This window comes from Desulfitobacterium sp. LBE, assembly GCF_007830365.1.
Classification (GTDB): domain Bacteria; phylum Bacillota; class Desulfitobacteriia; order Desulfitobacteriales; family Desulfitobacteriaceae; genus Desulfitobacterium; species Desulfitobacterium hafniense.
Window position 1 is genome coordinate 744,359 of record NZ_VLKD01000001.1, and the last position, 12,296, is coordinate 756,654.

The window sequence follows — 12,296 nt, forward strand, 5'->3', positions numbered from 1 at the left end:
TGGAAGGTTTAAGGTCTTTAGATTTCTGTTGCGACATACTTGACATCCATAAATTCCTCAAGTCCTATTCTTGCACCCTCCCGACCGATGCCGCTTTGTTTTACCCCGCCCATCGGCGCATAGGCTACTGATGGCAAGGCATTATTGAGCCCAATGATTCCGAATTTGAGAGATTCAGTAACCCGGATAGATCGAGATAAATCATGGGTGTAGACATAAGCCGCCAACCCCATATCCGAACTATTTGCTTTTTCAATAACCTCATTCTCATCCGCAAACTTAAATAGTGGCGCAACCGGCGCAAATAATTCTTCTCTGGCGAGCGCTGCGCTTTCCGGTACATTTTCCAGAATAACCGGCGGAACATAATAGCCCTCGGCAGGCACTTCTGCTTTAGGCACTAAAGGCTTAGCTCCAAGTGCTTCCGCCTCACGGATTAAGCTTTCGATTCTTGCTTTGTCCTTTAGATTTACCATTGGCCCCAGATCAAGATCTACCTCTTCAGTCGGATTGCCAATCTTCATCCGCAAAATTTTCTCAGCAAAAAGAGCCGTAAATTTGTCATAAATTCTTTCATGAACATAAAAACGGTTTGCTCCGATGCAGGATTGTCCGTTATTTCTGAATTTCGCTATCATGGCGCCTTCCACAGCCTTTTCTATATCTGCATCGGCAAAGACAATGAAAGGAGCATTTCCGCCTAACTCCAAAGCTAAACGTATTACACCATCTGCCGCTTGACGCATTAAACTGCGTCCCACAGGAGTAGAGCCTGTAAAACTAACGACACGTACTGCAGGGTGTTTCATCATCGCCGCTGTTGTGACCGCAGCCGGTCCTTGGATTAAATTGGCTACTCCCTTGGGAATACCCGCATCCTGCAAACATTGAAACAGCTCTATGAGGCTCAGGGGAGCTACTTCGGAACCCCTGGCCACGACGGTGCAACCTGCAGCCAGAGCAGGAGCCAATTTTCGTGCTTGAATAGAGACGGGAAAATTCCAGGGAGAAAGGCACAGCGCAACTCCCGCTGGCTGTGTATAAACATGATGCCGTTTATTGGCTGCATCACTGGGAATTGATTGACCATACGGTCTGCGTATTTCTTCTGCAAACCATTGGAAGTATTCGGCAGAAAACTTCACTTCACCAACTGCCTGAGGGACGGGTTTTCCTGATTCTGCAGCCAGAATCAGGCCGATGTGATCTGCTCTTTGCCGCAAAAGGTCTGCTGTCCGATTTAAGATATCTGCCCTTTCCCGTACAGATGTTTTTGACCATGCTCCAAATGCGCGATCAGCAGCATCTACGGCTGATAAAGCGTCATCAACCTCGCCGTATCCTATCTCACAAAAAACTTTACCGGTTGCAGGGTTAATTACACCTTTGACTTCTTTATTGATTGCCTCTTGCCATTCTCCATCGATAAAAAGGGACTCTCTTATTTCCTTTTTCATGTGCCTTTTCTCCTATCCTCTTGAATGCTTTAGAGCTATCTGGATTGGCGGTTCACAGGGTTACTTGACAATTGTTCCGCAGCAAGCTTCCATACCTGAAGAGCGCTATTGGCCTCCGCCAAAGGTTCTCCCATTTTGTTTTGCAGCCAAGCAGTAAACGAAGGATCAATTCCGCTCTCTGTCAAATAACAAGGAGCCACTGGGCGTTCCAATCCTGCAACACTTTTCAGATCAACCCACTGTGCCTTGCTGTCTTCGGCAAAATCAACAGTCTCCGCCGGCAAGCCCAGCATGACTTTGCTCTTACCCTGGCCTAAGACCCCGATAGCCTGCTTCCCTAAAAATATAGCTTCCTGGCGGTCACGTTCACACACAGACCAAGTGTTTGCCCGCTGCAAGATTCCCAAAACTTCGCTTCGGGATGGAATCCCCCGGTTACGCAGTTCAGACGACAACATCTGCGCAGCCCCTCCCGGTACCTTGCATCGGCCTATCTCAAATTCGGCAACCGGGCTTCCATCTGCCAAGCGAATCCCTTCGCTGACAATAACCAACAAGCAAGGATGGCGATGTAAATGTTCATCGACTTTAGTGAAAAACTTTTCTAACTCAAAGGGATGTTCCGGCAGGTAAAAATGGAGCGGCGGGTAATCAGGTAAAGAGGTTTGCGCCAAGCTCCCTGCCGCAGCCAACCACCCGACATTCCGCCCCATCACCTCAACAACCCGTACACGCTCAAAGTTACGCATTGCCCAGAGATCTAAAGCCAAAGAGCGAACGGCTTCGCCAATGAATTTGGCGGCACTCAGATAGCCTGGGGAATGATCTGTTCCCCAAAGATCGTTATCCACTGTTTTTGGTATCCCGACAACTTGAACATCCGGGCAGGCTTCGGCAATTTGGTCGGCAGCCCACATCGTCCCGTTGCCGCCCACTAAAACCAACTGACTTATTTCTCGCAGCTGCAGATTGCAGCATACCTTTGACAATCTTTCTGGAGTCAGCGGGTATCGTCCCGCCCCCAAAACAGCTCCAGGCTGGGATTTAAGAGCATCTAACCGTGCCTTACTAAGGCCTTCTAAATGCATCACTTGATTCTTAATCAAGCCTTCGATCCCGTTACAAAAGCCTAGAACATGATGATATCGCTCTGAAGAGGCTGCAGCCTCTAAAAAACCCGCCAAGCTCGCATTCAGCACAGAGGTGGGTCCACCAGCCTGGACAATAGCTATATTTGCTTTCACGAAAAATAAACACCTCCGAAGATATTCGCCTAGCTTAATCCCGATTATTATGCGATCAGAGGCCTGCCATAGTGCTAGCCTTTCACCGCGCCCCCGGTCAGTCCTTCGACAAGGTAACGCTGCAGGAAAATAAAGATGATGAGCACAGGAAGGGTGGTAATGAATGAGGCCGCCATCATCCCGCTCCAGTCACTTTTGAACTGTCCGGAGAAGGCCATAACCATTCCGGCCGGCAGGGTTTTCATGGCGATTTCATTCGTAAGTGTTAAGGGGAAGAGTAAGTTATTCCAAGCATCGAGGAAAGCAAAGATGCCTGTAGCCACAATCCCCGGAGTTATCAGAGGCAGGACCACAGTCCGCAAGGCTTGCATACGGCTGCACCCGTCAACCATCGCGGCTTGTTCAACCTCAACTGGAACGGAATCGATAAATCCTTTGATCATCCAAATCCCGAAGGGCAAGGCAAAGGATGTGAAAGCGATAACCATGCCCAAGTAGGTATTGAGTAAATGAGCTTTTACATAAAGGAGATAAAGCGGTGCCAGCATGACAACTAAAGGAAACATTTGGGTCACCAGCACACTGACAAGTATCTGATCGCGGAACTTGAACTTCAGACGCGATAAGGCATATCCCGCAAAGACGGCCAGCACAGTGGTCAGGACAACGGTCAATAAAGCAGTGATAAAACTGTTGAAGAAAAAACGAGGAATGGGATTGATTCCCGAAGCTAAGCCAATGTAATTTTCTAAGGTCGGTTGTGAAGGCCATAACTCTGGAGGCATCTTAAAGACATCCAAGTTCGTTTTAAAGGAAGTCGATACCATCCAAAAGATTGGAAACAGGGTCCAAGCCATGATAAATGCCACCGAGCCCCACACAAATGTTGCCCAGCCTAATGATAATCTCCGTCGAAACATTCTGTTGACCTCCTCATACATTATTCGTCAGCTTAAGTGATTATATGGAATCCTGCTTAGAAAGAACTTTTATATATAGACTTGAAAGCAGCAATAATACCAGACACCAGACAACACCCACAGCAGAGGCATAACCGATATTGAACTGTTCAAAGGCGAGACGGTAAATATAGATGACAAAAGTCGTTGTCGAGTAGACCGGGCCACCACCGGTCATGGTGTAGATCAAAGGGAAGTTATTGAAATTACGAATAATCATCAGCAAGCTGGTAATGATGAGAATCCCGCGCAGAAAGGGTAATGTAACGTGAATGAATTCCTGCCACCGACTTGCCCCTTCAACAATCGCAGCCTCCTTAATCTCTGCTGGAATTGCTTTGAGACCAGCCGTAAACATCAGAATATAGAACGGCACTTGATTCCATATATTGGCGACTATCACAGCAATCCCTGCCAACTGATCATTCATCAGCCAAGGTAAGAATTCTTTAATCATTCCGGCACGTTCTAAGATCACATTAGCTACCCCTACTTGTACATCAAAAATCAACATAAACAAAAAACCGACGATAACCCCGGGAATAAGCCAAGGGATCAATATTACTCCCCGTAAGCCGGCTAAACGTTTGGGCAGCTGATCCAGTGTGATTGCTCCAATCAGGCCAACAATAATACTGATAACAAGAGAGACACCTGTAAATACGACAGTATTTTTCAAGGACAGCCAAAATACATCATCATTGATCATCTTGCCGTAATTGCCGAGAACATTAAGCTTTATCTCATCAGGCCTGGTTAACTCATAATTAAATAGGGATAGTACTAAAGAACTTATTAAAGGATAAAGTATGACCAGACCAAGGACAAACACCGAAGGAAAGATCAATTTCACATGGAGTGGTATTTGCACCTTTCCTATACCTCTGGGGTTATCCTGGCTTTCCAGTCGATTCGCCATTGCCGTTCCCCTCCTATGCCAGTTGCATATTTAGCCTTTCTGACTAAAGTATCTTACCGTCGACAACTGCCGCAGTCATGACTCTTTGTTGGGTATGCGCATCAAACAAGTGAATATTTCCCTGATGAGGTCTTACTTTAATCAGAGAGCCTATCTCAGGTTCCACTTCATAGCCATTTTGCTTGATCACAATTTCTTCATCGGTGCCGAACCTAGCATGGATAATGATCTCCGCCCCCACATGTTCCACAACTTCGACCCTGCAGGCCAGGCAATTCCTGGTCTCAGTTGAGTCAACCCAAACAAAGCCTTCCGGCCGAACTCCCAGGAAGGCCTCAAATTTCCCGAGTGATTGCAAGCCCCCTTGCAAAGGCAAGTGAATTGTCAGCTCCGGTGCCTTGAAGCACACCATGTCATTAACCTCAACAACACCTTTGATAAAATTCATCGGTGGGGAGCCGACAAAACCTGCCACAAATTTGTTGGCAGGGTAACCGTAAATATCTTTGGGGGAACCAACTTGTTGAACCAGGCCATCTTTCATGACCACGAGACGTGAACCCATGGTCATGGCTTCAATCTGATCATGGGTTACATAAATAACCGTAATTTTGAGTTTTTGATGGAGTTTTATAAGTTCGGCTCTGGTCTGGACCCGCAGTTTAGCATCAAGATTACTTAAGGGTTCGTCCATTAAGAAAGCCTGAGGATGCCTGACAATGGCCCGCCCTAAAGCAACTCTCTGACGTTGTCCTCCGGATAATTCTTTAGGATAACGATTAAGATACTGAGATATGCCCAACATTTCCGCAGTCTCTTTAACTGCGGCGTCGATCTCCTGCTTGGACCTCTTCCTGATGCGTAAACCAAAAGCCATGTTGTCATAAACGTTTTTGTGGGGATATAAGGCATAACTCTGAAAAACCATAGCGATATCCCGATCTTTGGGTTCAAGCTTGGTGACATTGCGTTCCCCGATAAATATGTTCCCTTCGGATGGTGCCTCCAACCCGCAGATCATCCGCAAAGTCGTCGTCTTGCCGCATCCGGAAGGCCCGACGAGAACCAGAAACTCTCCGTCCTCAATGATGAGATCAGTAGGGGCTACAGCTGTTGTGGTGCCGTAGACTTTCGAGACACCTTGCAACTTAATTCCTGCCAATTATTTTCCCTCCAGTTAACTTCAAATTTAAAGAAGCGGGGCAGAAGATTTATCAATATCCTACTAAAACCTTATACCCAGACGATAATAACCAAAATGTATATCTTAATATGCAATAATTGCAATATTACAATATTCAAAAGTATACAGGCTCTATTTTTCGAGAATAAGTGGACGCAAAAAGTTGATGTTACCCGCTTTTACTGTTGTAGTAGGCCACCATGAAGGTACTGTCGTCATTGATTTAAGACCGGTAGGAGTGACAAGGCAAGTATCCTCGCATTTGGTGTTTTCCACTGTAGGATTCCAGGCCAGCATCTGACGGTCTTGCATGACCTCCCGCCTGCCTTCACCTGCTCTGAACTCACGTGGTGCATAACCGATGGCACCCCCCTGGTGATGACGCTTCCACTCTTCCGGATGTCCCAAATCCGCGTAAGCGTTGATGCCCTGCTGAAAAACCTTCTGACTGTCTGCATCGACAACACTGTTCTCCCAATAGGTCCTTTCCACGGCCAAACAGCAATTATAGTTCTGTCGCAAAGCTTCCGGAACCCTTCCAAAATAAATCGATCGGGTTAAAGCCATGTGCAGACCGCATTGTTCACCAACCAGACCAATGATCACATAGTTACACACTGGGTTTAAGGTAGGCAGCGGATGTTTGAATCTTGTGCGATCATCGGCACCTACCAAGAGCACACTGGCCCTTACGCCCTGCTTAAGCAGCCTGTTTGACAGTTCAACTTGAATATTCCATTCCGACCAGCCGGGAACAATGGCTTGGCAAACCGCAGCAAGCTCATCTGAGCAAATCGCCGCCAACTTCTCAGCCCTCTCCACCTCATGGTCAGTCAAACTAAAGCGGAGCCTCTTGAGCTCAGCCTTGATCACCGGCCAATTCCCCAAAGGAATATCGGAGCCGATCTTCTTATTCCCGACTAACCTGGCTATTGCTTGTTGCCGATCCTCATACCATTCGTAAGTCCAAGGCTCAAAACCTAAATCTGCAACCTGCTCCAACATTAACCTCTCGATTTCATTCTGGGGAGCGACCAGGAACTTTTGCCCCTCAACAATTAACAAGGCGGCAGCGCCTGTTTCCTGACCCCAAACAACCCGGTTATTGCTCCCGGCAGTCAACCACGCAAAATTTGCTGCCCGGGAAAGACAAATGCCCTCAAGTTCATTTTCCTCCATCATACTTAACAGCCTTTGTTCCTTAACTGCGATTTCTTCCTGCTTTTTAGACATTTCTTCCTCCGTTAAAAAGTGATCATTCTCAAGCCAAGGAGCTCAGCTATTTCCCTGAATTCACTGGTTAAGTCGCCGTAAGTCACGATATAATGATGCTCGATTCCTTCACATAGGATTGTGTCCAGGGTTTCTTCCACAGAGCCGGAAATTTGGATAGGCAGGCTGTTGCCGCTATAGAGCAGATCCGTTTCAATACCCGTGCCGGACCCCAGGAAAAGCCTCAAGTTTCCATTATGATCGCTGCTTAAACGGCTTACCGTCACTGGGCCGCCTTTTAAAGGGAAATACATGGCTAAGGGCGTTTTGCGATTCGGGTGAACTCCGGCCACAGGATTTGTTCCTGGTGCTGCCAGGGACAGCGGTCCATTGCCGCAATGCCAAAAGATCAACTGGTTTTGTTCTTCTTCTGCACCGACTAAATCAGCAATAAAGTTGGCTTGGGAAGACAGGTAGGACCCGAGGAGCATGGTCACCGCGCCATTGACATCCGCCTCACAGGCCGCCACAATTCCCTCATCGTTTAGCCGGCTCAAAGCATAACAAACAGCTCCTCCAAAACCCGCCATAAATTCCGGCCAACATTCCACAGCAACTGCGTCAAGAGCTTTCTGGGCAATCAGCTCTTTGAGGGCCAGATAGGCTTGAACTGATTTACTGGTGGAGACCATTTCTAAACCTTCCACGCCAACCAAAGTGTTGATAAATGGCTGGATATCCTTGATCTCCATCTTTTGAGCCAGAGAAAATACTTCGCTAAGCGATAAATACTCGACAGTAATGCCAAATTGTTTGTGCAGCAATATTTCATTAAAATTTGAGGGGTAGTAACCTGAAGGGCGGTGTCCAAACAACCCTATGCGTTTCCCTTTCAGCCACTTGACAGCACCGGCAGCCCGGGCGAAAGACGTGACTTTCTTCATAACTGCCGGGGAACCGGGACTTCCATATACCCCTTTAAATTTTATACCTGCATTGACGAGGGTGTGCGCTCCCAAGTTGAGACCGCAGAAAGAATTGAGGCTCAGCCGCCCGCCGGTGGGCTGCTCTTTGGTCGCCCAAATCATAATGGGCAAATTGATATTACTGGCCAGATTAAGGATCAAAGAGGCATCACAGAAAGTTCCCTGCACGACAATCAGCCCATGTAAATCCTGATGGCTGTTGACGGATTCTGCGAGGGATAATGCTTCGGCATCTGTGGAGACAGGCAGCTCAAACACTTGTGTGGCAATACCTGCCTCCTTTAAGGAGTCTTGTACCTTGTTGAAGAAATTCTTAGCCAAATCCACATCAAATTGAGGTCTGACAAAGAAAGCTAGACCGATCTTGGAACTACTCTTAATCATAGTCTGCGTTTTTCATTCCTTTCTTAGTAAACTAACTGTTTATGCCCGGTTTTCATGTGAAGCAGCAGAAATTCTTTGATGTGAATCCTTTGGGGATAGCACAAGAGCTTTGGAATAACGATGAGGGGAGGGCAGCGGAGTAATCCGCTTGCCGGTCCCCTGAAAAAATGTTGTCTTGACACGATTACTTATAGTTCTGCAGTTTTGTCTGTAGGCTATTGAGAATATCCGGAACGGGTTTGCTTGTGGTGATGATTTCCTGCATGCTGGTCATGACGTCAGTAGCGTATTTACTGTAATCTGGTCCCCAGGGGGGCCGAACTTCAGTTTGCAGAATCTTTTCGCTGAAGGCTTTCAGGGAAGGGTCCTTAAAGGAGTCTGGGAAGCGTTCGCCGGCACTTTGAACGACAGGTACGTAACCAAAGGGAATTACGTAGTTTTTGAGGGAATAATCATCACCGGCTAAGAACTCAGCGAATTTGGCCGCTGCTTCCTTATGTTCGGAGGACTTTAAGATAATCAGGTTGTGGTCACCAGGAACGGAGTAACTTAGATTATCCGCACCAACAGGCATGGTTGTCACGGCCCACATTTCATTGAATTCTTCATCACTCATTTTGTTGGATTTGTCATAAGTTTGGACAATTCCTTTAAAACATGGCTGATCAATGCCGAAAAGCAAGTTGTTTTGGGCGGCCAGAGCTCTGAATTCACCTAATTTTTTACCTGGCAGAGTATAGCCTTTTTTAAGTAAATCTCGCAGCCATTCAGCATAAGGTTCCATTTGGCTGGGTTGGATCCTATTTTCACTAATTGCCCCAAAAGCATTCATCAATGGCCACTCTTGCTCTAAGCCCATGGTACGGATCGTTGTATCAATTTGCAGCATCACGACGCTGTTAGGCAGCTTTTGCTTGGCAATGTCCATGGCTTTGTTCAGTTCATCCAAAGTTTGGGGTGGATTGTTAGGATCCAATCCGGCATCTTGCATGAGTTTTTTGTTATACCAGAAACCCATCGGCTGCCCCGCCCAAGGAATTGTATAGTGCTGGTTATCCTTGAGCCCTAGGTCATAGACCGTCTTATTCAAATCAGCTTTGAATCCTTCCGACAAAAGGTTGTCAGTCGGCTCCAATGCCCCCATGTAAGCTAAACTCATGCCGTCGCCATTAGTAATCTGAGCAATATCCGGCGCGTTTCCTGCGTTATTCATAATCGTCAACTGATTTAAAACATCACTAAAAGGCATCGGCACATTCTTGACCTTAATCGTCGGATTTTGTTTCTCGAATTCACTGATCATATCCAGCGTTAATTGTTTAGTTGCTTCTTCGGCACTTGCCCAGTTTACAAAGGTGATGGTTATCTGTTCTTGGCCCTTAGCATCGCTTTGATCAACCGTGGTAGTATCGCTTTTTCCGCAAGCAGCAGTGCCTAAAATCAGCAGTGCGCATATCATGGTTAAGCTAATTACCTTTTTAAAAAACATACTTTTAACCCCTTTCGAGTTTTCATTGTTTTAGTTTAGCCTATCCGACATATGATTTTGTCATCATTTCGCGATAAAATTTCTAAAGCGACTTGCCAATGAATCAACTTTCTCTTATTAAGTGAAAGAGTTCTTATGCAGGGGCAAAAACATCTCTGTGTACCATGCCCGGCCACAAACTTTGTCACCGATTGGCTCTAAACAACTTGCTATAGATCCTTTGCTGACACCTCCTTTACGAATAGGCTTACGATAGTTCACCTTCTATGTCCCACCTAAACTGCGGAGCCTTGTATAATCCCCCCTTAAAATAACTTCGTTGAATAGGCAAAAAATACGTTCCGCTCTTAACTTAATTTGGAAACTGATAAAAAGCATTAGTTGCTGTAACCTTACTTGGTAAGGTTACAAAATTCACTAATAGGGTTACGAATTAAGAGAGGAAAAGACCTTCAATGTTTCTGCCGGTATTCTGTTGCAAGGAGATCTTGTACTTATATCTATCTGCGCGATATGAGTTAAGCGAGAGCTCTACAGGTTGTTCTCCGCAGTAACCAATACGGTTCATTGTAAGGATCGGAAAACCAGTTCTGACTCCAAGATGCTGCGCCACCTTTTTATGGGCAATTCCCGCACCTATCGTTTGTTCCGCATTGGTCAAGACCAGGCCCAATTCCTTGGCAGCAATAGCGTACAGACCAATTTCCGTCAAGTCAAAGGCGGCCATCCGAGAGCCATATTCATACGGCCAATAACTTTGCAGATAAACAATAGGCTCATTATTTAGCTTTTGTACCTTTTCGATCAGAAACAGTTTTTGCTCGTTAAAAATTTTTAATTCAGGAACTCTTTCTAATTCTTTGGCCGTTACGTCAATGGGACGGAGATCGATCAACTCGGCGCTCGGCGAAAGCCCTCGACTGGCCATTTCTTCAAAGAAACCCGTCAGTAGACCCAATGTTTCTTCGACAGGCTTATTCTTGACAAATGTTCCTTTGCCTGCTTTGCGATCGAGTAATCCTTCCTGAACTAATTGTCCCACGGAACGCCTGACAGTTGTGCTGCTTACGCCATACTGCAGCATTAAATCTTTATCGGTAGGGAAAGCGTCTCCCAAATTCCAGACTCCATCCCTAAGGGCATTCCGTAAAGTCGTTGTTAGTTGATGATGTAAAGGTATAGATTCTGTTTTCTTTAGTTCCATTTTTCTTAACTTCCTCACTCAAATATTATAATATTGCAATATTATAATATTGCATATTTACAAGATAATTTTAGTATGTTAGTATTGCTCTGTCAATATGATTTTAAGAAAATTCTCACATTAAAAATTTCATAAGGGGGAATAACAATGTTAGAACCATCTATTCAATTGCTTAACAAGGCCAGACAAGGACATTATGCCGTTCCAGCCTTCAATTTCCATAACTTAGAGATAATGCAGGCTATCATTAAAACAGCTGAAAAACAACAGTCTCCGGTAATTCTCCAAATTACTCCAACCTATCTGGAAAAGATCGGGGATATCGCTGCGACGGCGATGGCCCGCGCAGCAGCCAAAGAGGCTAAAGTCCCCGTCGCTTTGCATCTGGACCACAGCAACAGCCTGTCGTGGATTAAATGGGCATTGGCTCATGGTTTTACTTCAGTCATGATTGACGCCTCCACACTTCCTTTAAATGAAAATATTGCCTATGCCCGGCAAACTGTTGAGTGGGCTCATGCACATGGGGCTGCGGTCGAGGCGGAATTAGGGCATATCGGGGGAATTGAGGATGGGCAGGAAACGGGAACTAACCCTAACATGGGTCTAGCCGACCCTGTCGAAGCAGTCAAGCTGGTAACTGAGAGCGGTATAGATGCTTTTGCTCCTGCCGTAGGCACCGCCCATGGCTTGTATAAACTTCCGCCGAACATTAACTTTTCCTTGATCGATACACTTTCTTCCCTAGTTAATGTACCATTGGTTCTCCACGGCGGTTCGGGAATTCCTGATGATATGATCCGCAAGGCCATCGAGAAAGGGATTGCCAAGGTCAATATCGGTACAGAATTAAAAGTAACTTGGGCCAAAGCCATGACTGAAGCCCTAATCACCGAACAGGAACCCTGGAAAACAGCTCTCAAGGTGCATGAAGAAGTAGGACAAGTAGTTGCGCATAAAATCAGCTTATGCGGTTCTAACGGCAAAGCATAAATCGTGTTTTACGCACCAAAGCCGGCCCTTGATTTCTATCAAGGGCCGGCTTTGGTAGTTTGGACTCTCCAGATCGTATGATCACAGCTTTCACCCCAATAATCCCTGTAAGGAAAGATTAGTGCGTAATTTGCCCCAAAGCAAAGAGACCATCGTAATCGATGGTCTCTTTGCACTACCTGGCAACGACTTACTTTCCCAGGACCCTGCGGTCCAAGTATCATCAGCCCTGGAGGTCTTAACTTCCGTGTTCGGGATGGGAACGG

The 12,296-nt window shown here is 46.2% G+C and carries 10 protein-coding genes and 1 other annotated feature (1 of these 11 cut by a window edge); of the genes, 1 reads left to right on the forward strand and 9 read right to left on the reverse strand.

Annotation, left to right across the window (positions count from 1 at the left end; translation table 11 throughout):
- Window positions 1-17 precede the first annotated feature (17 nt).
- The 9 genes from DESLBE_RS03550 to DESLBE_RS03590 all read right to left on the reverse strand — a co-directional run bounded on the left by DESLBE_RS03550 (window position 18) and on the right by DESLBE_RS03590 (window position 11,037).
- Window positions 18-1,457 (reverse strand): NAD-dependent succinate-semialdehyde dehydrogenase, encoded by a 1,440-nt coding sequence (locus tag DESLBE_RS03550; RefSeq protein ID WP_144675172.1) that lies wholly within the window; start codon window positions 1,455-1,457, stop codon window positions 18-20.
- A gap of 35 nt (window positions 1,458-1,492) precedes the next feature.
- Window positions 1,493-2,701 carry a 6-phosphofructokinase gene (locus DESLBE_RS03555; protein ID WP_144675174.1) on the reverse strand — a complete coding sequence of 403 codons (1,209 nt, stop codon included), beginning with the start codon at window positions 2,699-2,701 and terminating at the stop codon, window positions 1,493-1,495.
- A 74-nt stretch (window positions 2,702-2,775) separates the two neighbouring features.
- Entirely contained in the window at window positions 2,776-3,621 is an 846-nt protein-coding gene (locus tag DESLBE_RS03560) for a carbohydrate ABC transporter permease (RefSeq protein ID WP_015944132.1), read from the reverse strand.
- Window positions 3,622-3,661: 40 nt separating this feature from the next.
- Window positions 3,662-4,579 (reverse strand): sugar ABC transporter permease, encoded by a 918-nt coding sequence (locus DESLBE_RS03565; protein ID WP_005816113.1) that lies wholly within the window; start codon window positions 4,577-4,579, stop codon window positions 3,662-3,664.
- 43 nt (window positions 4,580-4,622) lie between these two features.
- A complete protein-coding gene (locus DESLBE_RS03570; protein WP_144675176.1) occupies window positions 4,623-5,741 on the reverse strand; it encodes an ABC transporter ATP-binding protein in 1,119 nt (372 codons plus the stop codon).
- A 153-nt stretch (window positions 5,742-5,894) separates the two neighbouring features.
- On the reverse strand, window positions 5,895-6,995 hold the full coding sequence (locus DESLBE_RS03575; RefSeq protein WP_144675178.1) for a M24 family metallopeptidase: 1,101 nt from the start codon (window positions 6,993-6,995) through the stop codon (window positions 5,895-5,897).
- 11 nt (window positions 6,996-7,006) lie between these two features.
- The gene (locus tag DESLBE_RS03580; protein WP_144675180.1) at window positions 7,007-8,344 is read right to left on the reverse strand and encodes an L-fucose/L-arabinose isomerase family protein; all 1,338 of its coding nucleotides are present in this window, start codon (window positions 8,342-8,344) and stop codon (window positions 7,007-7,009) included.
- Between the two features lie 184 nt (window positions 8,345-8,528).
- On the reverse strand, window positions 8,529-9,833 hold the full coding sequence (locus tag DESLBE_RS03585; RefSeq protein WP_018307431.1) for an extracellular solute-binding protein: 1,305 nt from the start codon (window positions 9,831-9,833) through the stop codon (window positions 8,529-8,531).
- Window positions 9,834-10,266: 433 nt separating this feature from the next.
- The gene (locus DESLBE_RS03590; protein WP_005816105.1) at window positions 10,267-11,037 is read right to left on the reverse strand and encodes a GntR family transcriptional regulator; all 771 of its coding nucleotides are present in this window, start codon (window positions 11,035-11,037) and stop codon (window positions 10,267-10,269) included.
- A gap of 147 nt (window positions 11,038-11,184) precedes the next feature.
- Between DESLBE_RS03590 and DESLBE_RS03595 the strand changes: the two genes are divergently transcribed.
- A complete protein-coding gene (locus DESLBE_RS03595; RefSeq protein ID WP_015944126.1) occupies window positions 11,185-12,030 on the forward strand; it encodes a class II fructose-bisphosphate aldolase in 846 nt (281 codons plus the stop codon).
- 209 nt (window positions 12,031-12,239) lie between these two features.
- Window positions 12,240-12,296: a sequence feature (23S ribosomal RNA rRNA prediction is too short), on the reverse strand; it runs 1,547 nt beyond the window's last position.